The following is a 26781-nucleotide window of genomic DNA, read 5'->3' as shown; positions in this document are numbered from 1 at the left end:
TTACGTGTGATCACTCATAAATAACCTGTTTTTTTCGAGCTATCATTGTCGTTACTCTGGGAGTCTTTGATTTCCCTCTGGACAAGGACAATGGTGAATGAATATCAGACTCAAAAAATTCCTTAACAGCGACGCAACAGGTGGGGTGGTATTAATTATCGCTGCGGCACTGGCGATGTTTTTAGCGAATAACAGCACTACTCAGCAAGCTTACGCCGACATGCTGGCCATTCCGGTACAATTCCGCTTTGGCGAGCTGAACATCAGTAAAAATCTGCTGTTGTGGATCAATGATGCGCTGATGGCACTGTTTTTCTTGATGGTTGGACTGGAGGTGAAGCGCGAGTTAGTTATGGGCGCGCTGGCTAAACGTGAACAGGCTATTTTCCCGCTGATTGCGGCGCTGGGAGGCATGCTCGCGCCGGGTCTGATTTTCTTACTGTTTAATGGCGCCGATGTAGACACCCGCAGTGGCTGGGCCATTCCAACGGCAACCGATATCGCTTTTGCGCTGGGGGTGCTGGCATTATTAGGCAGCCGTGTACCGCCTGCTTTAAAGATCTTCCTGATGGCGCTGGCGATCATCGACGATCTCGGTGCCATCGTGATTATCGCGCTGTTTTACACCTCTGATCTCTCTCTGTTTTCACTGAGCATTGCCGCAGCAGCGATTGTGGTTTTGGCGGTTATGAACCTGCTGAACGTACGCAATACCGGACTTTACCTGCTGGTCGGCATAGTGCTGTGGACCGCTGTACTGAAGTCAGGCGTACATGCCACCTTAGCCGGGGTTGTCGTGGGCTTCCTGATCCCGCTGGCGAAAAAAGAGGGACGTTCGCCCGCCATTCATCTGGAGCATGCGCTGCATCCGTGGGTACGCTGGCTGATCTTACCGCTGTTTGCCTTCGCAAATGCGGGTGTGTCTCTGGATGGCGTCTCATTTAACAGCCTGTTCTCTCTGCTGCCACTGGGGATTGTTGCAGGGCTACTGATTGGCAAACCATTAGGCATTACGTTATTTTGCTGGCTGTCGGTAAAAACGGGCCTGGCTAAATTACCGGCGAACACCGATTTTCGCGATATTGCTGCGGTGGGCGTGTTGTGTGGCATCGGTTTTACCATGTCGATTTTTATTGGTTCACTGGCCTATGGCGACAGCAATGCAGAACTCATCACTCTGGCGAAACTGGGCATCTTAATCGGATCGGTTCTTTCTGCCGTATTGGGTTATCTGATCCTGTGGCGACGCCTGGCGCAGCGCAGCGTGAGTCATTGAGAACGCAGCTATGCCACATATTAACTACAACCATCTTTATTACTTCTGGCACGTCTGCCGCGAAGGCTCTGTTGCTGGCGCGGCCGAAGTGCTGTTTCTGGCACCGCAAACCATCACCGGTCAAATCAAGGCGCTTGAAGAGCGCCTTCAAGGCAAGTTGTTCCGGCGTCAGGAAGGGGGATTAGTGCCCACCGAACTGGGCCAGTTAGTGTTTCGCTATGCCGACCGCATGTTTATGCTGAGTCAGGAAATGTTGGATATCGTTAACTATCGCAAAGAGTCGCACCTGCTGTTTGATGTGGGGGTTGCAGATGCGCTTTCTAAGCAGCTGGTCAGCAAAGTATTAGAAGCGGCGGTGGTGTCGGATGAGAAGATCCACCTGCGCTGTTTCGAATCGACGCATGAAATGCTATTAGAGCAGCTCAGTCAGCATAAACTGGATATGATCCTGTCGGACTGCTCGATCGACTCCACGCAGCAGGAGGGGCTGTTCTCGGTAAAACTGGGTGAATGCCCGATCAGTTTTTGGTCAACGCAGTTGCCGGAATTGCCTTTTCCGGCGTGTCTGGAAACGCGCCGTTTATTGATTCCAGGCCGTCGTTCAATGCTGGGGCGTAAGATCCTTAACTGGATCAGCAGTCAAGGTTTGCAGGTAGAAATTCTGGGTGAGTTTGATGATGCTGCCTTAATGAAAGCCTTTGGCGCCCAGCAAAATGCCATCTTTGTCGCGCCAAGCCTGTATAGGCAGGATATCTATCAGGGTGACGAAATCGTTGAGATTGGTCGGCTGGATGCGGTGCTGGAAGAGTATCACGTCATTTTCGCGGAACGCATGATTCAGCATCCGGCGGTACAGCGTATTTGCCATCGCGATTTTAGCGCGCTGTTTGCGTTACGATCAGCAGACGAAAAAAACCGGCTTAGCGCCGGTTCTTTCAACAAAGCGATTAACAACGGGCAATTAAGCCAGTTTGTTGATCTGTGCAGTCAGGTTTGCTTTATAACGTGCAGCTTTGTTTTTGTGGATCAGACCTTTAGCAGCCTGACGGTCCACGATTGGTTGCATTTCGTTGAATGCGTTCTGCGCAGCAGCTTTGTCGCCTGAAGCGATCGCCGCGTATACTTTCTTAACGAAGGTACGCATCATAGAGCGGCGGCTTGCGTTATGCTTACGGCGTTTCTCAGATGTTACGGCGCGTTTCTTAGCTGATTTGATATTAGCCAAGGTCCAACTCCCAAATGTGTTCTGTATAGACAAATCAAAGGCCGAGGACTATGCCTTTTGAACCTTCTTTTGTCAATGGATTTGTGCAAATAAGCGGCGTTTTATAGACGACACTCGGTTACGTATTTGATGGCGCAAGATTCTACCAGCTTCCCCTGCCTGAATACAGTATTTCGCGACAAAATTCTTCTGCCGACCCGCTGTGACAGTAAATGAGCCTCATAAAGCAGGAAAGGCGTGCTGACGGGTTAACCTTCGCCGGTTTCAAGGGTATAATCCGCCGATTTCCATCGGTTTGAGTCAGCCATGAAGTTTATCCGCGGTATTCATAATCTTAACGAGCAGCATCGCGGCTGCGTTCTGACCATTGGTAATTTCGATGGCGTGCATCGCGGTCATCAGGCCCTTCTCTCCCAGCTGCGCGAAGAGGGACGCAAACGACATTTGCCGGTGATGGTCATGCTGTTTGAGCCGCAGCCGCTTGAGCTGTTTGCAGGTGAAAAAGCACCGGCTCGCCTGACGCGCCTGCGTGAGAAGCTTAAGTATTTGGCTGAAGCGGGCATTGATAACGTGCTGTGCGTGCGTTTCGATCGCCGCTTTGCTGCCCTGTCAGCGCAAGGTTTTATCTCGGAGCTGCTGGTTAAAAAGCTGGGCGTAAAATTCCTCGCGGTTGGCGATGATTTCCGCTTTGGCGCTGGTCGTCTGGGCGATTTCCTGTTATTACAGAAAGCCGGTGCAGAATATGGCTTTGATGTCATCAGCACGCAAACTTTCTGTGACGCTGGCAAGCGAATCAGCAGTACCGCAGTACGTCAGGCATTGGCTGAGGATGATTTTGCGTTGGCGCAATCGCTGTTAGGTCATCCTTTCAGTATTTCAGGCCGCGTAGTGCACGGTGATGCACTGGGACGCACGCTTGGTTTTCCTACCGCGAACCTTCCACTACGCCGCGTCGTCTCGCCGGTGAAGGGCGTTTTTGCGGTTGAGGTTCATGGTTTGACATCGCAACCGCTCCCGGGTGTGGCTAATATTGGCACGCGCCCGACGGTAAAAGGTTTACGCCAGCAGCTTGAAGTTCACCTGCTTGACATCAATATGAACCTATACGGTCAGCACATTGACGTGGTGCTGAAGAAGAAATTACGAAACGAGCAGCGCTTTGCCTCACTGGAGGCGTTGAAAGAACAAATTGCGAAAGATGTGGTAACGGCCCGGCAGTTCTTCGGGCTTTAACCTGAGCAAAAAACGGAATCGAGAATCTGATGAGTGACTATAAATCTACCCTGAATTTGCCGGAAACGGGGTTCCCGATGCGTGGCGATCTGGCCAAACGCGAACCGGGGATGCTGCAACGTTGGTATGATGACAACCTTTACGGCATCATCCGCGAAGCCAAAAAAGGGAAAAAAACCTTTATCCTGCATGATGGCCCTCCTTACGCGAACGGCAGCATTCATATCGGTCACTCCGTTAACAAGATTCTGAAAGACATTATCGTTAAGTCGAAAGGCATGGCGGGTTATGACTCGCCTTACGTTCCAGGCTGGGACTGCCACGGTTTGCCTATCGAGCACAAAGTTGAGCAGATGATTGGCAAGCCGGGAGAGAAAGTCTCTGCGGCTGAGTTTCGTGAAGCGTGCCGTAAATATGCCGCCGAGCAGGTCGAAGGGCAAAAAGCGGACTTCATTCGTCTCGGTGTGTTAGGCGACTGGGATCGGCCTTACCTGACGATGGATTTCAAAACCGAAGCCAACATCATCCGTGCGCTGGGTAAAATCATCGGTAATGGTCACCTGCATAAAGGTGCGAAGCCGGTGCACTGGTGTCTGGACTGCCGCTCAGCACTGGCTGAAGCCGAAGTTGAGTATTACGACAAAACGTCGCCATCTATTGATGTGATGTTCAACGCTATCGATAGCGATGCGGTACGTAATGCGTTTGGCGCGTCGCAGGTTAACGGCCCAATCTCTCTGGTTATCTGGACCACCACTCCGTGGACCATGCCAGCAAACCGTGCGATTTCACTGCATCCTGAATTTGAATACCAGTTGGTAGAGATTGACGGACGTGCGCTGATCCTGGCCAAAGATTTGGTTGAAAGCGTACTTAAGCGTGCTGGCGTGAGCGAATGGACCGTGCTGGGTGAATGCAAAGGCGCGGCACTTGAACTGCAAAAATTCCAGCATCCGTTCCTCGATATTCAGTCGCTGGTGGTATTAGGCGAGCACGTTACGCTCGACGCCGGTACGGGTGCCGTTCACACTGCGCCAGGCCACGGCCCGGATGACTATGTGATCGGCCAGAAATATGGTATCGAAATCGCAAACCCGGTTGGCCCGGATGGCGCTTATCTGCCCGGTACGTATCCAACGCTTGACGGTATTAACGTTTTTAAAGCCAACGACATTATCGTTGAGCTGCTGAAAGAGAAAGGCGCACTGCTGCACGTTGAGAAACTGCTGCACAGCTATCCACACTGCTGGCGCCATAAAACGCCCATCATCTTCCGTGCAACGCCTCAGTGGTTTATCAGCATGGATCAGAAGGGTCTGCGTGCTCAGTCACTGCAAGAAATTAAAGGCGTACAGTGGATCCCGGACTGGGGCCAGGCACGTATCGAATCGATGGTGGCTAACCGTCCCGACTGGTGTATTTCACGCCAGCGTACCTGGGGCGTGCCGATGGCGCTGTTCGTGCATAACGAAAGCGAGCAGCTGCATCCCGACACGCTGGCGCTGATGGAAAAAGTCGCACAGCGTGTTGAGCAAGATGGCATTCAGGCGTGGTGGGATCTTGATCCGCGTGAGCTGATGGGTGATGACGCCGATCACTACCGTAAAGTACCCGATACGCTCGACGTATGGTTTGATTCCGGATCAACCAGCTACTCTGTGGTGGATGCGCGTCCGGAATTTGGTGGTCAGGCACCCGATATGTATCTGGAAGGATCGGATCAGCATCGTGGCTGGTTTATGTCCTCGCTGATGATCTCTACGGCGATGAAAGGCAAAGCGCCTTATCGCCAGGTACTGACGCACGGTTTCACCGTTGACGGCCAGGGCCGTAAAATGTCGAAATCGATCGGCAACACCGTATCGCCGCAGGACGTGATGAACAAATTGGGTGCAGACATTCTGCGTCTGTGGGTGGCATCGACCGATTATTCTGGCGAAATGGCGGTTTCGGATGAAATCCTTAAGCGTTCGGCTGATGCATATCGGCGTATTCGTAACACTGCGCGTTTCCTGCTGGCTAACCTGAGTGGCTTCAATCCGGCTACCGATTTGGTTAAGCCAGAAGAGATGGTGATCGTTGATCGTTGGGCGGTGGGTCGTGCACAGGCGGCGCAGACGGATATCGTTGCCTCTTACGAGAACTACGATTTCCATGAAGTGATTCAGCGACTGATGCAGTTCTGCTCAGTGGAAATGGGATCCTTCTATCTCGACATCATTAAAGATCGTCAGTACACCGCGAAGGGCGACAGCCTGGCGCGCCGCAGTTGCCAGACGGCGCTGTGGCATATCGTTGAGGCGCTGGTGCGCTGGATGGCGCCCATCATGTCCTTTACTGCTGACGAAATCTGGGGTTACCTGCCGGGCGATCGCGCTAAATATGTCTTCACTGAAGAGTGGTATGAAGGCCTGTTTGGTCTGGCAGAAAACGAAGCCTTGAATGATGCCTATTGGGATGAGCTGCTGAAAGTACGTGGCGAAGTTAACAAGGTGATCGAGCAGGCGCGTGGTGATAAACGCATCGGTGGCGCACTGGAAGCAACGGTCACGCTGTATGCTGAGCCTGAACTGGCGGCTAAGCTGCAAGCCTTGGGTGATGAGCTGCGCTTTGTGCTGCTTACCTCGGGTGCGCAGGTCGCGGATTATGCCTTAGCGACCGATGAAGCACAGCAGAGCGAACTGTTAAAAGGTCTGAAAGTGGCGCTGCGCAAAGCTGAAGGCGAGAAATGCCCACGCTGCTGGCATTACACTACAGATGTCGGCCAGAACCCGGAGCATATTGAGGTGTGCGGTCGTTGTTACACCAACGTAGCCGGTAACGGTGAAGAGCGTAAATTTGCCTGATGCGTAAACCTATTTTTTCAACCGGATTGCGCTGGCTTTGGCTGGTGCTGGTGGTCATCGTTGTCGACTTTGTCAGTAAGCAATGGGTGATGAACAACATGATGCTGCACGAAACGCAGCCGCTGATGCCGTTTCTCAACCTGTTCTACGCCCACAACTATGGTGCAGCATTCAGCTTTCTGGCTGACAAAGGCGGCTGGCAGCGTTGGTTCTTTGCGGGCATTGCTATCGCCATTGTGGTGGCATTGCTGGTGATGATGTATCGCAACGCGGCCCAACAGAAGATCACGAATATTGCCTATGCGCTGATTATCGGTGGCGCGGCGGGTAACTTATTTGATCGTTCTTATCACGGCTTTGTGGTTGACTTCATCGACTTCTATGTTGGCAACTGGCACTTTGCCACCTTTAATATTGCTGACTGCGGCATCTGTATTGGTGCCGCGTTGGTGGTGCTGGAGGGCTTTTTTAGCCCAACCAGCAAACAGGCAAAACAGAAAGGGTAAGTCATGACTGAGTCTGTACAGCGCGACAGCGCGGTGTTGGTGCATTTCGCGCTGAAGCTGGAAGATGGCTCCACGGCGGAATCAACCCGTGCTAACGGCAAGCCTGCGCTGTTTCGTCTGGGCGATGGCAGCCTCTCCGCGGCGCTTGAGCAGGCGCTGTTGGGGTTAAAAGCGGGTGAAAAGCACAACTTTACGCTGGCACCGGAAGACGCATTCGGTGGCGTCAGCCCCGATCTCATTCGCTATTTTTCCCGTCGCGATTTTATCGATGCCGGTGAACCGGAAGTCGGTGCCATCATGCTGTTTAGCGGCAGGGGCGGCAGCGAAATGCCGGGCGTGATCCGTGAAGTTTCCGGTGATTCTATCACCGTTGATTTCAACCATCCGCTGGCAGGCCATCGCGTTCAGTTTGATATTGAAGTGCTGGAGATTGATCCGGCACTGGAGGCGAACGATGCAAATTCTGCTGGCTAACCCGCGCGGCTTCTGCGCTGGCGTTGATCGGGCAATCAGTATTGTCGAGCGTGCACTGGAAATGTACGGTGCGCCAATCTACGTGCGTCATGAAGTGGTGCATAACCGCTATGTGGTGAACAGTTTGCGTGAGCGTGGCGCGATCTTCATCGAACAGATTAGCGAAGTGCCGGATGACGCCATTTTGATCTTCTCTGCACACGGTGTGTCGCAGGCAGTGCGTGCGGAAGCGAAGGCACGCAACCTGACCATGCTGTTTGATGCCACCTGTCCGCTGGTAACCAAAGTGCATATGGAAGTTGCGCGCGCCAGTCGTAAAGGTGTGGAAGCGATTCTGATCGGTCATGCCGGTCATCCTGAAGTGGAAGGCACTATGGGGCAATACAATAACCCCAACGGTGGCATGTATCTGGTGGAGTCGCCGGAAGATGTCTTTAAGCTTCAGGTCAAAGATGAGAACAACCTCAGCTTTATGACGCAAACTACGCTGTCGGTGGATGATACCTCAGACATCATTGATGCGCTGCGCCAACGCTTTCCGGCAATTATTGGCCCGCGTAAAGATGACATCTGTTATGCGACCACTAACCGTCAGGAAGCGGTACGTACGCTGGCGCGTGACGCTGCCGTGGTGCTGGTGGTTGGCTCGAAAAACTCCTCTAACTCCAACCGTCTGGCTGAACTGGCGCAACGTGCGGGTAAACTTGCGAAGCTGATCGACTCCGCAGACGATATCCGGGAAGAGTGGGTTAAAGGCGTGGATTGCATTGGCGTCACGGCAGGTGCATCTGCCCCCGATATTCTGGTTCAGCAGGTTATTCAGCGTTTGCGCGAACTTGGCGGCGAAGCGGCAATTGAGCTGATTGGCCGTGAAGAAAATATTGTGTTTGAAGTCCCCAAAGAGCTGCGTGTCGATGTTCGCAACGTGCAGTAACAAAGAGTTCAGATGAATAAAAAGGCCGACACTGTTCGGCCTTTTTGTTGTTTAGCGTCAATGAACGTCAGACCAGACTGCTGAGATTGCTTTTACTGATAATCCATTGCGGCTGGCATAAAAATTCTTATTATCCCGGATTAAAAGTGGCGTGGCTGTTAACTCACCGTTAACCTGAACACGCTTTGCATGCATAGTTTTGTTTTAGGAATGAATAAATATGAAAAATATCCGCATCGCCATTGTGGGCGCACCGGGTCGTATGGGACGTAATCTTATTCAGGCAACTCAGCAGGCAGAAGGCGTGGAACTGGGAGCGGCGCTGGCGCGTCCGGGTTCATCGCTGGTTGGCAGTGATGCCGGGGAACTGGCAGGCACAGGTAAAGCAGGCGTTATCATCGCTGACGATCTGTTGAGCGTAATCAACGACTTTGATGTCCTCATCGACTTTACACGTCCCGAAGGCACGCTGGCGTATATGGCCATCTGCCGTGAGCATAAAAAAGCGATGGTGATTGGAACGACCGGTTTTGACGAAGCAGGTAAAGCGGCGATCCGTGCTGCTGCTGAGGAGATTGGCATTGTCTTCGCGGCTAACTTCAGCGTCGGGGTCAATCTGGTCCTGAAGCTACTGGAGAAAGCGGCGAAAGTCATGGGTGATTACGCCGACATTGAAATTGTCGAAGCGCACCACCGTCATAAAGTAGATGCGCCATCTGGCACTGCCCTGGCAATGGGGGAGGCGATTGCCGATGCCATGAACTGGAAACTGGATGAGCATGCTGTCTATGCGCGTGAAGGCCACACCGGTGAGCGCAAGGCACAGACTATTGGTTTTGCCACCGTCAGAGCAGGCGATATTGTCGGTGAGCATACTGCGATGTTTGCAGATATTGGCGAGCGTGTAGAGATTACCCACAAGGCTTCAAGCCGTATGACCTTTGCAAAAGGTGCAGTTAAGGCGGCATCTTGGTTAAAAGATAATAAATCTGGCCTTTTTGATATGCGTGATGTGCTGGATTTATCGATGTTGTGAGTGTTGTGAACCATCGTGATGTGGTTATTTCAATCATTAATCTATTGATTGATAAGGGGCAATATTTTTATTGCCCTAAATTTTATCTAAAATAGCCATTATTTTGATTTTATGGCCTGTGATCTGCATATTATGATCTTTACTTCGCATAAACCCACTGAAAAATGATAAATTTGACCAAATGGTCAAAATTAACGACCCGTTTCGCTAACTTCCTTGTTTATGCAGCCTGGCAAACGATTATTTCATCGAGTTTTTCGCTCTTTTTGCTGCTTATCCCTGTTTTAATCTCTATAAGCCCGAAAAATACAAAAAAATAGTGTTACAGGGTAGACAAGCTTCAAGGCGATCATTAGAATGCGCGCAATTTGCCAAAAATCGACAGTTCAGGCGGTTTTTGCCTTGATTCAGGCCAGTATTTTGAATTAATATGCAAATATTGTGACTGTTTATTCCCTGGAGGATGTTTTGATTAAGTCAGCACTCTTGGTTCTGGAAGACGGAACCCAATTCCACGGTCGGGCCATCGGGGCAACGGGGTCGGCAGTGGGGGAAGTCGTTTTCAACACGTCGATGACCGGTTATCAAGAAATCCTCACTGATCCTTCCTATTCTCGCCAAATCGTAACTCTCACTTATCCCCATATCGGCAATGTTGGCGCGAATGCCGCCGACGAAGAATCCAGCCAAATTCATGCTCAAGGCCTTGTTATCCGCGATCTGCCGCTGATCACCAGCAACTTCCGTAGTGAAGAGGGCTTATCAGCCTACCTGCAGCGCAATAATATTGTCGCCATTGCCGATATCGATACCCGCAAGCTCACCCGCTTGCTGCGTGAAAAAGGGGCGCAGAACGGCTGCATCATTGCGGGCGATAACCCTGATGCGGCGCTGGCCCTGCAAAAGGCACAGGCTTTTCCTGGCCTGAAAGGGATGGATTTAGCAAAAGAAGTGTCAACCACCGAAAGCTACGCCTGGCAACAGGGCAGCTGGACGCTGGAAGGTGCGCTGCCGGAGCAGAAAAAAGCGGAAGAACTGCCTTATCACGTTGTCGCTTATGATTACGGCGTGAAGCGTAACATCCTGCGCATGCTGGTGGATCGCGGTTGCCGCCTGACAGTAGTACCGGCGCAAACGCCAGCTGAAGAAGTACTGAAAATGAATCCGGATGGCATTTTCCTCTCTAACGGTCCTGGCGACCCGGAGCCGTGTGATTATGCGATCAGCGCAATTCAGGCTTTCCTGCAAACAGAGATCCCGGTGTTTGGTATTTGCCTCGGTCATCAGCTACTGGCGCTGGCAAGCGGTGCGAAAACCGTCAAGATGAAACTGGGTCACCACGGTGGCAACCATCCGGTTAAAGATTTTGATAACAATACTGTGATGATCACCGCACAGAACCATGGGTTCGCCGTTGATGACAGCAATTTACCCGCTAACTTGCGCGTCACGCATGTTTCTCTGTTTGACCAGACGGTTCAGGGTATTCATCGCACCGACAAACCGGCTTTCAGCTTCCAGGGACACCCCGAAGCGAGTCCGGGCCCGCACGATGCGGCGCCGCTGTTTGATCACTTTATTGAATTGATTGACGCATTCCGTTCGAAAGCGAAGTAATCAGGAGCTAATCATGCCAAAACGTACAGACATAAAATCCATCCTGATTCTTGGCGCCGGTCCGATTGTGATCGGCCAGGCCTGTGAATTTGACTACTCCGGTGCGCAGGCGTGTAAGGCGTTGCGTGAAGAGGGTTATCGCGTCATCCTGGTTAACTCTAACCCGGCAACCATTATGACCGATCCGGAAATGGCCGATGCGACCTATATCGAGCCCATTCACTGGGAAGTGGTGCGCAAAATCATTGAAAAAGAGCGCCCGGATGCGGTGCTGCCGACCATGGGCGGCCAGACGGCACTGAACTGTGCGCTGGAGCTGGAACGTCAGGGTGTGCTGGAAGAGTTCGGCGTAACCATGATTGGTGCAACCGCAGATGCCATCGACAAAGCTGAAGATCGCCAGCGTTTCGACAAAGCAATGAAAAGCATCGGGCTGGAAACTGCGCGTTCCGGCATTGCACATACCATGGAAGAGGCACTGGCCGTTGCGGAAGATGTCGGCTTCCCCTGCATTATTCGTCCCTCTTTTACCATGGGCGGCACGGGGGGCATCGCTTACAATCGTGAAGAATTCGAAGAGATCTGCGAACGCGGCCTCGACCTGTCGCCAACCAATGAGCTGCTGATTGATGAATCGCTGATTGGCTGGAAAGAGTACGAGATGGAAGTGGTGCGTGATAAAAACGACAACTGCATTATCGTCTGCTCAATCGAAAACTTCGACGCGATGGGCATTCACACCGGTGACTCCATCACTGTCGCGCCTGCACAAACCCTGACTGACAAAGAATATCAAATCATGCGTAACGCCTCGATGGCGGTACTGCGTGAAATTGGTGTAGAAACAGGCGGCTCCAACGTGCAGTTTTCGGTCAACCCGAAAAATGGCCGTCTGATTATCATTGAGATGAACCCGCGTGTATCACGTTCTTCGGCACTGGCGTCTAAAGCGACAGGCTTCCCGATTGCGAAAGTCGCCGCCAAGCTGGCAGTGGGTTACACCCTTGATGAACTGATGAATGACATCACTGGCGGTTTGACGCCAGCATCGTTCGAGCCGTCAATCGACTACGTCGTGACCAAGATCCCGCGTTTTAACTTCGAGAAGTTTGCCGGTGCCAACGATCGCCTGACCACGCAGATGAAATCTGTAGGTGAAGTGATGGCGATTGGCCGTACTTTCCAGGAGTCGATGCAGAAAGCCCTGCGCGGTCTGGAAGTTGGCGCAAACGGTTTTGATCCGAAAGTAAACCTCGACGACGCTGAAGCCTTAACCCGCATTCGCCGCGAACTGAAAGATGCAGGTTCTGATCGTATCTGGTATATCGCTGACGCATTCCGCGCCGGAATGTCAGTGGATGGTGTGTTTAACCTGACCAACATTGATCGCTGGTTCCTGGTGCAGATTGAAGAGCTGGTTCGTCTGGAAGAGCAGGTTGCGCGTGAAGGCGTAAACAGCCTTGATGCTACCTTCCTGCGTGCCCTGAAGCGTAAAGGTTTTGCCGATGCGCGTCTGGCAGCCCTTGCCGGTGTGGCAGAGAGCGAAGTGCGTAAATTGCGTCAGCAATTCAACCTGCATCCGGTTTACAAGCGCGTCGATACCTGTGCCGCAGAGTTTGCGACCGATACCGCTTATATGTACTCAACCTATGAGGAAGAGTGCGAAGCAAATCCAAATCAGGATCGTGACAAAATCATGGTGCTGGGCGGCGGTCCAAACCGTATCGGCCAGGGCATTGAGTTCGATTACTGCTGCGTTCATGCGGCCCTGGCGCTGCGTGAAGACGGTTACGAAACCATTATGGTGAACTGTAACCCGGAAACCGTTTCGACCGATTACGACACCTCTGACCGCCTCTATTTTGAGCCGGTAACGCTGGAAGATGTCCTGGAAATCGTGCGTATCGAGAAGCCGAAAGGCGTTATCGTACAGTACGGTGGTCAAACCCCACTGAAGCTGGCGCGTGCGCTGGAAGCCGCAGGCGTGCCTGTGATTGGTACCAGCCCGGATGCGATTGACCGTGCGGAAGACCGCGAGCGTTTCCAGCAGGCGGTTGATCGTCTGAACCTGAAACAGCCTGCGAACGCCACCGTTGCGACGCTGGAACAGGCGGTAGAGAAAGCGGCCGGCATCGGTTATCCGTTAGTGGTGCGCCCATCTTATGTACTGGGTGGACGCGCAATGGAAATCGTTTATGACGAAACTGACCTGAAGCGTTATTTCCAGACGGCCGTATCGGTATCAAATGATGCGCCGGTGCTGCTGGATCGCTTCCTTGATGATGCAGTAGAAGTTGATGTCGATGCCATTTGCGACGGTGAGCGCGTACTGATTGGCGGCATCATGGAACACATTGAGCAGGCGGGGGTTCACTCAGGTGACTCGGCATGTTCGCTGCCCGCTTACACGCTGAATCAGGATATTCAAAATGTCATGCGCCAGCAGGTAGAAAAACTGGCTTTCGAGCTGAACGTGCGCGGTCTGATGAACGTACAGTTTGCAGTGAAAGACAACGAAGTCTATCTGATTGAAGTCAACCCGCGTGCTGCCCGTACTGTGCCGTTCGTTTCTAAAGCAACAGGCGTGCCGCTGGCGAAAGTGGCTGCCCGCGTCATGGCAGGCAAAACCCTGGCTGAGCAGGGCGTCACGAAAGAAGTGATCCCACCGTACTATTCGGTGAAAGAAGTGGTGTTGCCGTTCAACAAGTTCCAGGGTGTTGACCCTATCCTTGGTCCAGAGATGCGTTCCACCGGTGAAGTCATGGGGGTAGGACGCACGTTTGCTGAAGCGTTTGCTAAAGCGATGCTGGGAGCACAGAGCAACATGAAGAAAACCGGGCGTGCGCTGTTGTCGGTGCGTGAAGGCGATAAAAAACGTATCGTTGATCTCGCCGCGAAGCTGCAAAAGTTTGGTTTTGAGCTGGATGCGACGCACGGTACAGCCGTCGTGTTGGGTGAAGCGGGAATCAATCCGCGTCTGGTGAACAAGGTGCACGAAGGTCGTCCACATATTCAGGATCGTTTGAAAAACGGTGAATATGCCTACATCGTGAATACCACCGCTGGTCGTCAGGCAATCGAAGATTCCAAACTGATTCGCCGCAGCGCGCTGCAATATAAGGTGCATTATGACACCACCCTGAACGGCGGCTTCGCCACGGCGATGGCGTTAAACGCCGATCCGACCGAGCAAGTCATCTCTGTTCAGGAAATGCATGCGCAAATAAAAAACTAACCTGAACCCGTAAACGGCTCCTGTGGGAGCCGTTTTTTTAGGGTAAGAATAAGGCAGGTGAGGCAGTTTTAACTGCCATATCATTATCTGAATTCAGATAATTTGACTTAGTTTTTAACAGTTTATGCGAAAAAACCCTCTCCGCACAAATCTATAAAGCCAAAACCTCTCTTTTCAATAATTAGCACTGTAATATTTCGCCCGCTCATTACTGGAGCATTAACAGAGATATTTATAAAAAATGAAAATGCGTGCTTTTTCACTGAGTGCAGTGGCTGCCCTCATGTCGTTGCTGCCATTTACCAGCCAGGCAGAAATTACTCTTCTTAAGCAAGATCCACAGGCAGGCGATCCGTTGAGTCGCTTGAATTTTGCGGTTGGCGGCAGCATTCGTGCGCAGTTCAATCATCAAACGGGCGTCAATGATAAGTCATACAAGCGTAACGGCTTTGATGGGGGAACGCGTTTCCGTTTCGGTGCTGATTACTTTCTGTTCGATGATGTCAGCTGGACAAGCTATTACGAAGTCGGCGTGAACATTCCGGCCCTGTTTAGCTGGGATAATCACTACGCCGACGGTGCCAATGACACCACGCGCCGCCAGCTGTATACCGGTCTGAAAAGCAAAACCTGGGGACAGTTGACCTTTGGACAACAGAACAGCGTTTACTATGATGTCGTCGGTGCAAAAACGGATATCTGGGATTACGACATGCTGGCCCAGGCGCCAGGCAACGGCATCAATGGCGACTACGACGGATCCTATCGTTCACGTAAGCAACTGAAATACAAAAACAGCTTTGGTGCACTGGATATCTACGCCTCATATCTGTTCAACGATAACGAATACCTGCCGGGCAATGGCCTGCGCTACAAGCGCAAAGGTGGCGGATCGCTGGGGGTTGATTATCACATTACCGACGATCTGACGTGGGGAACCGCGTGGAACTACACCCGCGCCGCAATGCGTAATCCAAATAATGGCGACAGCAAAGATTACGATCAAAACATTGTGGGTACCGCATTAAACTGGACGCCAGGTAACTGGACGCTTTCAGCTGGCGGCGGTTGGTATCAAAACTTCCTGACCACCAGACAAACCAATGTGCACAATTACTTCGCGGATGATGCCTGGGGAATTGAATACTACGCAGGCTATAAAATCCCGGTTAAACAGTATGGGCTAAAAGCGGTGCAGCCTTACTTTATGGGTGACCGACTGGAATATACTAAAGGGCGTCAGTATCAGCGCATCGATAACGGTGTAGGCGTCACTTTGTTCCTCGATTACGGTTTCCGCGTCGATTACGAGCATGTGTTCACCTCAAGCAGCGACAATCTGGGCGATATGAATCTGGTGCGTCTGCGCTACGATTTCTGATTTGCTTAACAGTAGCGGCTCCGCAGGGAGCCGTTTTTTATTACTGAGGAGGCGCGGGGAAGTGTAACGGATCAGCGCCGAAGCGGTTGGGACCCTGGCTACCTTTGAAGCAGAAACAGACGAGCAACAACAGCGAGCCGATAAGCGGTAGCAGCACCAGTAGCAACCACCAACCCGAACGGTCTAAATCATGCAGCCGTCGCACTGACACCGTGATAGTGGGAACTAAAACCGCCAGCGAATAGATAAAGGAGAGCAAACCTTCATCCTGAAAAATATTAAGTCCCAGTAACGCATCAACGATCCCCAACATCACTGAAATCAGCACGTTGATTAAAACGAATATCCAGAAAGTCTTACGGCGGCAGCGGCCTTTTATAACCGCATACTGCTTCAAAACAGAAAGATAATCATTCACCCAGACGCCCTTAGTCGTGTGAAAAGAGCGCCTATAATATTAGGCTTTGCTTTAGTCGTCACGGCAGAGAGGAAGAGACCTCTCCTTGTGCCAGCTATCTGCTTTTAACTGGCGGCTTGATTCAGCAGACGGGAAAAATACGGTTTAAAACTCTGTCCAGTAACAAAAATACGGTGGCAAAAAAGCTTTACGCAAATACACCTTTCTCACTATCGACGAAAGTTTCGCCTTTACGTATGATGGCGCCAATTTTTTCCAGTGAGTCTTTTAACATGATTAGTCTTATCGCGGCATTAGCAGCGGATCGCATTATCGGTATGGAGAACGCCATGCCGTGGGACCTGCCTGCAGATTTGGCGTGGTTTAAGCGCAACACACTGAAAAAGCCAGTGATTATGGGGCGACTGACGTTTGAATCAATTGGTCGGCCGTTGCCGGGGCGCCTGAATATTGTTGTAAGCAGCAAGCCTGGTAACGCAGAAGGCGTCACCTGGGTAACATCGCTGGATGAAGCGGTGCAGGCAGCAGGCGATGCCGAAGAGATTATGGTAATCGGCGGTGGGCGGATCTATGAGCAGATGTTGGATCGTGCCGATCGTCTGTATCTGACCCATATTGACGCTGAAGTTGAAGGTGATACGCAGTTCCCGGATTACGAGCCGGATGAGTGGCAATCTACCTTTAGCGAATTCCACGATGCAGATGAGCAGAATTCCCACAGCTACTGCTTTGAGATCCTTGACCGTCGCCGTTAAGTTTTTTGTCCTGCCTGTTTGTAACAAAGCCGTCATATTGCTTCTTTAGCATTGCTTCTTCTCTGGGATAAATACAAAGGAAGCAATGCATTATGAAAAGCAAATTAGAAGATTTAAGCGCCGACCGTCTGCGCGATCCTGTTCGTCGTAAATTGCTTGCCGGTTCAGGTGCCGTTGGCCTGGCGGGTTTTCTTAGCGGCGGTTTGAGCTTTTCTGGCAGCGTCATGGCGAAAGGCGAGCTGGGCGGCAGTCCGCTGTTAGGTTTTAAAGGGATTGCTGCTTCAACAGCCGATGAGATTGTCGTGGCGGCGGGTTATCGTGCTGATGTGCTAATTTCATGGGGCGATCCGCTGGTCAATGGAGCCGCTGCATTTGATCCTCAGGGTAATAACAGCGCCGCAGATCAGGAAAAGCAGTTCGGTGATAACAACGACGGCATGAGCTTTTTCGCGATTGATGAAAATCGTGGCGTGATGGCTATCAACAACGAATATGTCAACGAGCAGTATCTTTTTGCCCACGGTGGCAGCAAAGCCACCAGCCTGGAAGATGTCAAAAAATCCCAGGCGGCGCACGGTGTTTCAATTGTAGAAGTGAAGCGGGGCGACGATAACCGTTGGCAGGTTGTGCGTCCGTCAGGCTATAACCGACGCATTACCGCGACAACTGAAATGCGTTTCTCCGGCCCGGCAGCGGGCGATAAAGCCTTACAGACCAGCGCCGATCCCAGTGGCATGAAGGTATTTGGTACGTTTGGTAACTGTGCTAACGGGAAAACCCCCTGGGGCACCTATCTCACCTGCGAAGAAAACTACGACACCTATTTTGGTACTAAGCAGGCAGATTTCACGCCTGACGCACAGCAGAAACGCTATACGCTTAATGCCGCCGAACCCGAGCGTAACTGGTCTGACTTCGACGATCGCTTTGATGTGGCTAAAAATCCCAATGAATTTAATCGTCACGGCTGGATCGTTGAAATCGATCCGATGGACCCGAACGCTGTACCGGTAAAACGCACTGCACTGGGACGGTTTAAACATGAAAATGCAGCCGTCACGGTCGCTAAAACCGGGCAGTTAGTGGTTTACATGGGAGACGATGAGCGCGGTGAATATATCTATAAATATGTTTCTGCCGGTAAGGTGACGCCCAATGATGCGCAGGCGAATGGTGATTTGCTCGACAAGGGCACGCTCTATGTAGCCACCTTTAGCGGCGATGAAAATGGCACGCCATTAAAGGGAACAGGACGCTGGCTGGCACTACAGTGGGGAGAAAATGGACTCACTGCAGAGAAAGGCTTCCACAGCCAGGCGGATGTCGTGATTAACGCGCGCGCAGCTGCCGATGTGGTAAATGCCACGCGAATGGATCGCCCAGAGTGGATCGCCGTTAACCCGCATGATGGCCGCGCCTACTGCACCTTAACTAACAACAGCAAGCGTGGCGATGAAGGAATGCCAGTTAATGCTGCGAACCCGCGACCCAAAAATATCTACGGCCAGATTATTCGCTGGGATGAAAAGGGCGACGCGACGTCACTCACTTTCGACTGGGATATTTTTGTCTTGTGCGGTAATCCGATTGCTCACCCGGAGGGCATTTACCGAGGCACGCCGAACATCACCGCCGAAAACACCTTTAACAGCCCGGATGGGCTGGGATTTGATGCGCAGGGACGACTCTGGATCCTGACGGACGGGAAATACAGCAATGAGGAAGATTATCAGGGACAGGGTAATAATCAGATGCTGGTGGGCGATCCAAACACAGGCGAAATTCGTCGGTTCATGGTGGGGCCAAAATCATGCGAGCTGACTGGCATTGCCTTCACGCCAGACTACAAAACGCTGTTTGTAAATGTGCAGCATCCGGGAGAAGAGGGCGACTCACATTTCCCGCATAACAGCCCGCGCCCACGTTCATCGGTAATTATGGTGACCCGTGAAGATGGTGGCGTTGTCGGCGCCTGATAAATGTATAAGCTGGTCGCAAAGACCAGCATTAACATTACGAAGCGGGAGGCGTCAGGCTCTCGCTGCTTTCCAGTGCATGTTCGCGGTTTGATGCCTGCACGTAATAGCGTTGCTCTTCCCAGTGCAGCAGGGTCAGCGTACCGCCCCAGCAGCAGCCGGTATCCAGACCAATAATCCCTTCTGGCGTACCTTTGCCTTCCAGCGAGGCCCAGTGACCAAACACAATGGTGTAATCGCGTGCAACCGGCCCTTCAATGTTGAACCACGGTTTTAACGGCGGCGGTGCGGAATCTGGCGTATCTTTGCAGATCATATCCAGCTGACCATTCGGAAAACAGAAGCGCATGCGGGTCAGGGCATTGGTGCTAAAACGCAGCCGCGACAGACCGCTTAATGCTTCATTCCAGTTATTGGGCATATCGCCGTACATGGCATCAAGAAACAGCGGATAGCTATCGCTGGAGAGCACGGCTTCCACTTCACGGGCGCATTTTTTTGCAGTCTCGATATCCCACTGGGGCGTGATACCGGCATGGCCCATCACCAGTTTTTTCTCTTCATCAACCTGTAGCAGCGGTTGGCGACGCAGCCAGTTGATTAACTCGTCGGCATCGTCAGCTTCCAGCAGCGGTGTCAGGCGATCTTTGGGTTTATTGCGGCTAATGCCTGCGTAAACGGCCAGAAGATGGAGATCGTGGTTGCCAAGTACCAGTCGTACACAATCGCCCAGCGATTTGACGTAACGCAACACGTCCAGAGAGCCGGGGCCGCGCGCCACCAGGTCTCCGGTTAACCACAGCGTATCTTGCCCTGGGTTAAAACTGACCTGCTTCAGCAGCGCACGTAATTCGTTATAACAACCGTGAACATCGCCAATCAGGTATGTGCTCATAGACATTTATCCGAAATAAAATCGTTCGTCCGGCATAGCCGGACGAAAGGAAAGCAAATCAGTGAATGTGAGTTTGTATCGCGAGGCGGAAAACCGGGATCTCAACGTGAAATTCATCGCCTTGTTCGTCGATCATCACGTAATGCCCTTGCATGGTGCCCATCGGTGTTTCCAGAATGGCACCGCTGGTGTACTGAAATTCACTGCCTGGCGCAATGTGTGGTTGTTCGCCCACCACACCTTCACCCTGAACTTCAGTTTCCCGGCCATTACCGTTGGTGATAAGCCAGTAACGGCCCACTAATTGCACGGATGTGCGGCCCATGTTGCGCACCGTAACGGTATAAGCGAAGACGTAGCGTTCATCCTCTGGTGAGGATTGCGATTCAACGTACAGGCTTTGAACATGGACATATACGCGGGCCGATTCACTCATGACTCACTCCTGCGCTTCACCCTGATGGTTAGCCAGCCAGTTGGCTAACTGACAATACTGCGCAACCGAAATATTTTCGGCACGCAATGTAGGATCAATGGATAACTCTTCCAGCGCACCCGCCGCAACCATATGGCTAAGGCTGTTACGCAACGTTTTGCGACGCTGACCAAATGCTTCGGTAGTGATACGGCTCAGTAAACGCACATCACTTACCGGATACGGTGGCTCGTTAAACGGTACCAGGCGCACGACAGCTGAATCGACTTTAGGTGGTGGTGTAAACGAGTGTGGCGGCACTTCCAGCACCGGGATCACCTTACAATAATATTGCGCCATTACGCTCAGGCGACCGTACGCTTTGCTGCCTGGACCAGCAACCAGACGGTTCACCACTTCCTTCTGCAACATGAAGTGCATATCTTTAATCGAACCAGTATAGCTGAAAAGATGGAACATCAGCGGGGTCGAAATATTGTAGGGCAGATTGCCAAACACGCGCAGCGGCTGGCCTTTTTCCTGCGCCAGCGCAGCGAAATCAAACGTCATCGCATCTTGCTGGAAAATAGTCAGCTTAGGCCCTAAAAACGGATGGGTCTGCAGACGCGCAGCCAGATCGCGATCCAACTCCACGACCGTTAAGCTATCGAGGCGTTCGCCTACCGGCTCCGTTAACGCGCCGAGACCGGGGCCAATCTCCACCAGCGCCTGATCGCGCTGTGGGTGAATGGCAGAGACAATGCTGTCGATAATGTATTGATCGTTCAGGAAGTTTTGCCCGAAACGTTTACGGGCATAGTGCCCCTGATGGACGCGATTATTCATTACTGCTCTTGATCATAGTGATGGCGAGGTTAAGCGCCGTGATAAAGCTGCCCGGCTCAGCCTGTCCCAGCCCGGCTAATTCTAGCGCGGTGCCGTGATCGACCGAAGTCCGGATAAAGGGCAGGCCAAGGGTGATATTCACCGCGCGCCCAAAGCCCTGAAATTTTAGCACCGGTAAGCCCTGATCGTGATACATCGCCAGCACGGCATCGGCGTGTTGCAGATATTTCGGCTGGAACAGGGTATCCGCAGGCAGCGGGCCGGTAAGTTGTATGCCTTGCTGGCGCAGTTCGTTAAGCGCGGGAATCAGAGTATCGATCTCTTCACGTCCCATATGCCCCCTTCACCCGCGTGTGGATTCAGCCCACAAACGTAGATATGCGGTTGAGGAATAGCGAACTTATGTTGCAGGTCGTGATGCAGAATAGTGATCACTTCGTGCAGGCTGTCACGGGTAATCGCGGCAGAGACATCTTTCAGCGGCAAATGCGTAGTTGCCAGGGCAACACGCAACTCTTCCGTTGCCAGCATCATCACAACCCGATGACCACCGGCCCGGTCAGCAAAGAATTCAGTATGGCCGGTAAAAGGGATGCCAGCATCATTAATCACGCCTTTGTGCACCGGCCCGGTTATCAGCGCAGCAAATTCACCGCTCAGACAGCCGTCACAGGCACGTGCCAGCGTCGCCAAAACATAATTGCTGTTCGCCACGCATAATTCGCCAGGCTTAACCGGCTGCGGCGTTTCAATCGGCAACACCGTTAGAGTACCGGCCTGCTGTGGTTGCGCAGCAACATTAGGCTGATAATCACGCAGCGTCAGCGGCAGCCCAAGTTGAGCGGCGCGCTGGCGGAGCAATTCAGGGAAGCGCAGACCACCAGTTCAACTGGCCAGTTTCGCTGGGCCAGTTGAACGGTGAGATCGGGACCAATCCCGGCAGGCTCGCCGGGTGTGATCACTACTCGGAAATTACTGAGCATTGTTGTCCAGAATTTTCACGTAAGCGCCGGCACGCTGTTCCTGCATCCAGGTTTGTGCTTCTTCAGCGAACTTACGGTTAAACAGCAGGCGATAGGCTCGCTCTTTCTGAGCGGCATCGGTTTTATCGACCTGACGCGTATCGAGCAGTTGAATCAAATGCCAGCCAAAGGAGGAGTGAACCGGTTGGCTGGTCTGGCCTTTTTGCAGGCGCAGCAGCGCATCACGAAAGGCAGGATCGTAGGTTTCCGGGGTATTCCAGCCGAGATCGCCGCCCTGATTCGCTGAACCGGGATCGTCAGAGAACTGTTTCGCAGCCGCCGCAAAGGTCGTTTTACCACTGCTGATATCTGCGGCAATTTGCTGCAGTTTGGCCCGCGCCTGCTCATCGGTCAGCACCGGTGATGGCTTCAACAAAATATGACGCGCATGCACTTCCGTCACAGAAATGTTTTTGCTCTCACCGCGCAGATCATTTACGCGCAAAATGTGGAAGCCAACGCCGGAGCGGACAGGACCAACAATATCGCCTTTCTTCGCCGTCGCTAACGCCTGGGCAAACAGCGTTGGCAGCTCTTCGATTTTGCCCCAACCCATATTGCCGCCTTTCAGCGCCTGGGGATCAGCAGAGTAAGTCACCGCGAGCTTGCCGAAGTCAGCACCGTTTTTCAGTTCGCCGACTAACTGCTTCGCCAGTGCTTCCTGATCGTCAACCTGTTGCTGTGTCGGGTTTTCCGGCAGCGGCAGCAGAATGTGGCTAATGTTCAGCTCGGTACCCTGGGTATTCTGCGAAGCGATCTGCGTTGATAAGGTATCCACTTCCTGCGGCAGAATAGTGACGCGACGGCGCACTTCGTTGTTACGCACTTCGGTAATCAGCATCTCTTTGCGAATCTGCGCACGGTATGTGTTGTAGTTCATGCCGTCGTAAGCCAGACGGCTACGCAGCTGATCGGTGCTCATGCGATTCTGTGCAGCGATGTTCTGAATGGCCTGGTCCAGTTGCTGATCGGTAATTTGTAGACCGGCTTTTTCGCCCATTTGCAGAATGATGTTGTCCATGATCTGACGTTCCAGAATCTGATGGCGCAACGTTTTGTCATCTGGCAATTGCTGACCTGCCTGCTGTGCCTGAGACTTGACCGTGCTCATCATACTGTCCACGTCACTCTCAAGAACCACACCGTTATTGACCACGGCTGCAACTTTATCAACCACTTGTGGTGCTGCGAACGCGGTGTTGGCGCTTAACGCCACACCAAGAATCAGCATTCTCCAGTTCTTCATACTTTATCCATAGTTGTTTCCGCACTGCGGGATTGCCTGTCAAACATCACAACATCAGAAAGCACGCTGGTAAGGGATGATGCCCTGACGCAGCATTTGATTGGTGCCTAAGCCATAATTAGAACTCAGACCACGCAGCTCAATGTTGAATGAGATTTGGTTATCGTACTTGCTGTCTTCGTTTTCCCAGCCGTTAATTTTGCGTTCGTAACCCAGGCGAATGGCGTAACAGCATGAGCTGTATTGCAGGCCAACCAGCTGCGATGCAGGTCTGGTGTTGCGCGTATCATAATAATAAGCGCCTACCACAGACCAGGCATCAGCAATCGGCCAACTGGCGGTCGCACCGACCTGAGAGATACCATTTTTGTAGATTGGGTTATCTACTAAACCGGCATTATTCAGCGCGGTAGCCACATATTCCGGGCTGCTGTAGCGATAGCTCAGCTGCACCATACGATCGGCATCGCGGCGATACTCCAGTACGGCATTCCCCTGAGCGACGTTATCCAGCTTGGTGTCATATTGCACACCACCTCGAACACCCCAACGATCGCTTACTTTCCAGTAAGTATCACCTGCCCAGATCAAGCTGCCGGTGTCATCTTTATCGTTGGTCTGGTTAACACCTGTGCGCGAAGGGGTAAACGAGTAGATTTGACCTACAGAAACGTTAAAACGTTCAACCAAATCGTTATCATAAATACGTGTGGTCACACCGGTTGCGACTTCATTAGAGGATGCAATGCGATCCAGTCCGCTGTAAGTGCGATCGCGGAACAAACCCGTGTAATCAGTTTGCAGCAGCGTAGAGTCGTAAGGATAGATATCGCTTTGGTTGCGATAAGGAATGTAAAGGTACTGAACGCGCGGTTCCAGCGTTTGGGTATAGCCTTCATTCCAGTCCATATCACGGTCAAACACCATGCGACCATCGACTTTGAACTGGGGCAGAGTGCGGTTAACAGAGCTTTTCAGGGCACCACTGACACTGCCATCACGTCCTGCAATGTTGTTATTGTAATAATCAACGTTGTCTTGTTCGTAATGTGTCGCCAGGAATTTTGCTTCAGTGTCCAGGCTTGCCCAGCCGTTTGACAATGGCAGGTTCAGTGTCGGCTCAACATGCAAACGTGTAGCTTCTGGATAACGATCGCTGACGTTAGTGAATTTCACTGCCTGCGCATAAATGCGGCCATCAAAAGGACCAATATCATTTTGATAGAAGTTAACATCTAACTGCGGCTGGGCCCGATAGACGTTGCTGCTACTGGTATTTCCAAATACCGGAAATCTTTACTCGACAGCGTGGCGTCCCAGTTGGTTTCAAAGTAGCCCACGCTGAATTTCTGCGTAGCATAACCGTCGGTTGAGCTGTAGTACTGCGAGTCGAGATCGTTGAAGTAGTATGCATCGCTGACTTTGGTGTAGTCAGCATTGAAGCGCCAGTGCTGATCGTAAACGCCTGCATGACGCCAGTAAAATAACCAGCGATCGGAACTGTCATCTTGCGCAATGCCCCGTACCGCTTTGTCTTTGTCGTACTGATCGTCTGAGGCCAGATAATCAAACTCAACCAGGCCAGCACCCACTTCGGTCAGATAGCGGAATTCATTTTGCCACTGCATGCCGCGCTTACTCATATAGTGCGGCGTGATTGTGGCATCGGCTTGTGGTGCGATATTCCAGTAATAGGGCAGCACAAATTCGAAACCGTTGCTGCTGCCATATTTTGCATTCGGGATCAAAAAGCCTGAGCGGCGACGATCGCCAATAGGCAATTGCAAATAAGGGCTGTAGAAAATGGGCACTGAGCCTAATTTGAAGCGAGCATTCCAGATCTCAGCAACCTCTTCTTCGCGATCCTGAATCACTTCGGAACCCACTACGCTCCAGCTGTTCTGGCCCGGCAAACAAGAGGTAAAACTGCCATTTTCCAGAATGGTATAGCGGTTATTACCGCGCAGCTTCATTTGATCTGCCGTTCCGCGTCCCTGACGTCCGACCATTTGATAGTCGCCGTTCCAGACATTGGTATCTTTGCTGTTCAGATTTGACCAGGCTTTCGGACCTTTCAGGATGACCTGATTGTCGTCGTAGTGCACATTACCGAGGGCGTCTACGGTACGAACCGGCGTCGTTTGCCCTTCCTGCTGGCGCTGATGAAGTTGAACTTCATCGGACTGCAGTCGGCTGTTGCCCTGCTCAATGTTCACATTGCCGGTAAATACCGCGTCATCAGGATAATTACCCCTGGCAGAATCCGAGTTAATGGTAACGGGCAGCTCATTGGTGGTGCCACTCACCAGCGGACGGTTATAGCTCGGCACGCCTAACATACACTGCGACATCAAATCGTCGGCGAGGGCATGCTGACTGGTAACGGCGGCACCGATCAGGGTGGCCAGCAGGGTAGGTATACGTTTTTTCATACGCGGTATCGAGAATTCCATGAAAACTGGCATCATGCCGACAATCGGGTCAGAGACTAACTTACTGCCCGGCGTTGCGCCAGTGTTAATCCTTGTCTGTCCGCGTTGCCGTTAGGCGCTGAGATAAATGACAGGTATGATAATGCAATTTTCAGCCGCAAGCATGGCGAATTGAGGAGTTTATGCGCTACTGGGGAAAAGTTGTAGGTCTGCTATTAGGATTAATTTCTGGCGCAGGCTTTTGGGGAATTGTGATCGGATTGGTCATTGGTCACTTGATTGACAAAGTTCGCGGCGCACAGGGCAAGGCTTACTTCTCAAACAATCAAACGCGACAGACGCTGTTTTTCAGTACCACTTTTCAGGTGATGGGGCATTTAACCAAGTCAAAAGGGCGCGTTACCGAAGCTGATATTCAGATTGCTTCCTTATTAATGGATCGAATGCAGCTGCATGGCGAATCGCGTACCGCAGCACAGCGCGCCTTCCGTGAAGGCAAGCAGAGCGAGTATCCGCTGCGCAGCAAGCTGCGTGAATTACGTAGCGCCTGCTTTGGTCGTTTCGATCTCATTCGGATGTTTCTGGAAATTCAAATTCAGGCAGCCTTTGCTGACGGTTCTCTTCATCCGAATGAGCGTCAGGTGCTGTATGTGATTGCGGAAGAGCTGGGGATCTCACACGCTCAGTTTGATCAGTTTTTGCGTATGATGGAGGGCAGCCAGCAGTTTGGCGGCGGCCAGGGTTCATCGTATGGCGGCTATCAGCAGCAGCGCGGACCGACCCTGGAAGGCGCATGCAGCGTGTTGGGCGTGAAAAGTAGCGATGATGCAACCACCATTAAACGCGCCTACCGTAAGCTAATGAGCGAACACCATCCCGATAAGCTGGTAGCAAAAGGATTGCCGCCAGAGATGATGGAGATGGCGAAGCAAAAAGCGCAGGAAATTCAGGCAGCTTACGATCTGATTCGCAAAGAAAAAGGATTCAAATAATTCAGGCTGGCTGATGTGCCA

Annotated in this window: 19 protein-coding genes and 3 pseudogenes; 14 read left to right on the top strand and 8 right to left on the bottom strand. The window is 52.0% G+C overall.

Annotated elements, in window-relative coordinates; all coding sequences use genetic code 11:
- Nucleotides 1-97: 97 nt before the first annotated feature.
- Complete coding sequence (gene nhaA / locus O3W44_RS09920) at nt 98-1276, top strand: Na+/H+ antiporter NhaA (RefSeq protein ID WP_269292930.1); 1179 nt, start codon at nt 98-100, stop codon at nt 1274-1276.
- Nucleotides 1277-1286: 10 nt separating this feature from the next.
- A pseudogene (gene nhaR, locus O3W44_RS09915) lies at nt 1287-2168 on the top strand (transcriptional activator NhaR); the annotation flags it as partial.
- A gap of 69 nt (nt 2169-2237) precedes the next feature.
- On the opposite strand, the gene rpsT reads toward nhaR, so the two are convergent.
- Nucleotides 2238-2501: a 30S ribosomal protein S20 gene (rpsT, locus tag O3W44_RS09910; RefSeq protein WP_006117633.1), complete on the bottom strand. Its 264-nt coding sequence runs from the start codon at nt 2499-2501 to the stop codon at nt 2238-2240.
- 306 nt (nt 2502-2807) lie between these two features.
- Here rpsT and ribF point away from each other — a divergent pair, with 306 nt between their 5' ends.
- The 9 genes from ribF (at nt 2808) to O3W44_RS09865 (ending at nt 15763) form a co-directional block, all read left to right on the top strand.
- On the top strand, nt 2808-3734 hold the full coding sequence (gene ribF, locus O3W44_RS09905) for a bifunctional riboflavin kinase/FAD synthetase (RefSeq protein ID WP_269292929.1): 927 nt from the start codon (nt 2808-2810) through the stop codon (nt 3732-3734).
- 29 nt (nt 3735-3763) lie between these two features.
- Nucleotides 3764-6580, top strand: a complete 2817-nt coding sequence (gene ileS / locus O3W44_RS09900; protein ID WP_269292928.1) for an isoleucine--tRNA ligase — start codon at nt 3764-3766, stop codon at nt 6578-6580.
- A complete protein-coding gene (gene lspA, locus O3W44_RS09895; protein WP_269292927.1) occupies nt 6580-7086 on the top strand; it encodes a signal peptidase II in 507 nt (168 codons plus the stop codon). The genes ileS and lspA overlap by 1 nt, the downstream gene beginning before the upstream one ends.
- Before the next feature lie 3 nt (nt 7087-7089).
- Nucleotides 7090-7560: an FKBP-type peptidyl-prolyl cis-trans isomerase gene (fkpB, locus tag O3W44_RS09890; RefSeq protein ID WP_269292926.1), complete on the top strand. Its 471-nt coding sequence runs from the start codon at nt 7090-7092 to the stop codon at nt 7558-7560.
- Nucleotides 7541-8494, top strand: coding sequence for a 4-hydroxy-3-methylbut-2-enyl diphosphate reductase (gene ispH / locus O3W44_RS09885; RefSeq protein ID WP_269292925.1), 954 nt, complete (start codon nt 7541-7543; stop codon nt 8492-8494). Before fkpB ends, ispH begins: the two co-directional genes overlap by 20 nt.
- Nucleotides 8495-8714: 220 nt before the next feature.
- Entirely contained in the window at nt 8715-9530 is an 816-nt protein-coding gene (gene dapB, locus O3W44_RS09880) for a 4-hydroxy-tetrahydrodipicolinate reductase (RefSeq protein WP_269292924.1), read from the top strand.
- Between the two features lie 468 nt (nt 9531-9998).
- A complete protein-coding gene (gene carA, locus O3W44_RS09875; RefSeq protein ID WP_269292923.1) occupies nt 9999-11147 on the top strand; it encodes a glutamine-hydrolyzing carbamoyl-phosphate synthase small subunit in 1149 nt (382 codons plus the stop codon).
- A 13-nt stretch (nt 11148-11160) separates the two neighbouring features.
- Nucleotides 11161-14382, top strand: coding sequence for a carbamoyl-phosphate synthase large subunit (carB, locus tag O3W44_RS09870; RefSeq protein ID WP_269292922.1), 3222 nt, complete (start codon nt 11161-11163; stop codon nt 14380-14382).
- A gap of 241 nt (nt 14383-14623) precedes the next feature.
- Entirely contained in the window at nt 14624-15763 is a 1140-nt protein-coding gene (locus O3W44_RS09865; RefSeq protein ID WP_269292921.1) for a porin, read from the top strand.
- A 40-nt stretch (nt 15764-15803) separates the two neighbouring features.
- On the opposite strand, the gene O3W44_RS09860 is transcribed toward O3W44_RS09865, so the two are convergent.
- Complete coding sequence (locus O3W44_RS09860) at nt 15804-16181, bottom strand: DUF805 domain-containing protein (protein ID WP_269292920.1); 378 nt, start codon at nt 16179-16181, stop codon at nt 15804-15806.
- Nucleotides 16182-16453: 272 nt separating this feature from the next.
- Here O3W44_RS09860 and folA point away from each other — a divergent pair, with 272 nt between their 5' ends.
- Both folA and O3W44_RS09850 read left to right on the top strand, forming a co-directional pair.
- Entirely contained in the window at nt 16454-16936 is a 483-nt protein-coding gene (gene folA / locus O3W44_RS09855; protein ID WP_269292919.1) for a type 3 dihydrofolate reductase, read from the top strand.
- A gap of 92 nt (nt 16937-17028) precedes the next feature.
- On the top strand, nt 17029-18912 hold the full coding sequence (locus O3W44_RS09850) for a PhoX family protein (RefSeq protein WP_269292918.1): 1884 nt from the start codon (nt 17029-17031) through the stop codon (nt 18910-18912).
- A gap of 37 nt (nt 18913-18949) precedes the next feature.
- Here O3W44_RS09850 and apaH read toward each other — a convergent pair whose 3' ends face one another.
- The 6 genes and pseudogenes from apaH to lptD form a co-directional block, all read right to left on the bottom strand.
- Complete coding sequence (gene apaH / locus O3W44_RS09845; protein ID WP_269292917.1) at nt 18950-19807, bottom strand: bis(5'-nucleosyl)-tetraphosphatase (symmetrical) ApaH; 858 nt, start codon at nt 19805-19807, stop codon at nt 18950-18952.
- A 58-nt stretch (nt 19808-19865) separates the two neighbouring features.
- Nucleotides 19866-20243 (bottom strand): Co2+/Mg2+ efflux protein ApaG, encoded by a 378-nt coding sequence (apaG, locus tag O3W44_RS09840; protein ID WP_269292916.1) that lies wholly within the window; start codon nt 20241-20243, stop codon nt 19866-19868.
- A 3-nt stretch (nt 20244-20246) separates the two neighbouring features.
- Nucleotides 20247-21068: a 16S rRNA (adenine(1518)-N(6)/adenine(1519)-N(6))-dimethyltransferase RsmA gene (rsmA, locus tag O3W44_RS09835; RefSeq protein WP_269292915.1), complete on the bottom strand. Its 822-nt coding sequence runs from the start codon at nt 21066-21068 to the stop codon at nt 20247-20249.
- Nucleotides 21061-22051 (bottom strand): annotated as a pseudogene (gene pdxA, locus O3W44_RS09830) (4-hydroxythreonine-4-phosphate dehydrogenase PdxA). The gene rsmA and the pseudogene pdxA overlap by 8 nt, the downstream one beginning before the upstream one ends.
- Nucleotides 22041-23336: a peptidylprolyl isomerase SurA gene (gene surA, locus O3W44_RS09825; protein ID WP_269292914.1), complete on the bottom strand. Its 1296-nt coding sequence runs from the start codon at nt 23334-23336 to the stop codon at nt 22041-22043. The pseudogene pdxA and the gene surA overlap by 11 nt, the downstream one beginning before the upstream one ends.
- Before the next feature lie 54 nt (nt 23337-23390).
- Nucleotides 23391-25804 (bottom strand): annotated as a pseudogene (lptD, locus tag O3W44_RS09820) (LPS assembly protein LptD).
- A gap of 146 nt (nt 25805-25950) precedes the next feature.
- Here lptD and djlA point away from each other — a divergent pair.
- Nucleotides 25951-26760 (top strand): co-chaperone DjlA, encoded by an 810-nt coding sequence (gene djlA / locus O3W44_RS09815; RefSeq protein ID WP_269292913.1) that lies wholly within the window; start codon nt 25951-25953, stop codon nt 26758-26760.
- The last annotated feature ends 21 nt before the right edge of the window (nt 26761-26781 follow it).

Source organism: Pantoea sp. LMR881 (assembly GCF_027157825.1).
GTDB classification, from domain to species: Bacteria; Pseudomonadota; Gammaproteobacteria; order Enterobacterales; family Enterobacteriaceae; genus Pantoea; species Pantoea haifensis.
The sequence above is the reverse complement of the archived record's forward strand: the minus strand, read 5'-3'. Positions and strand labels throughout refer to the sequence as shown.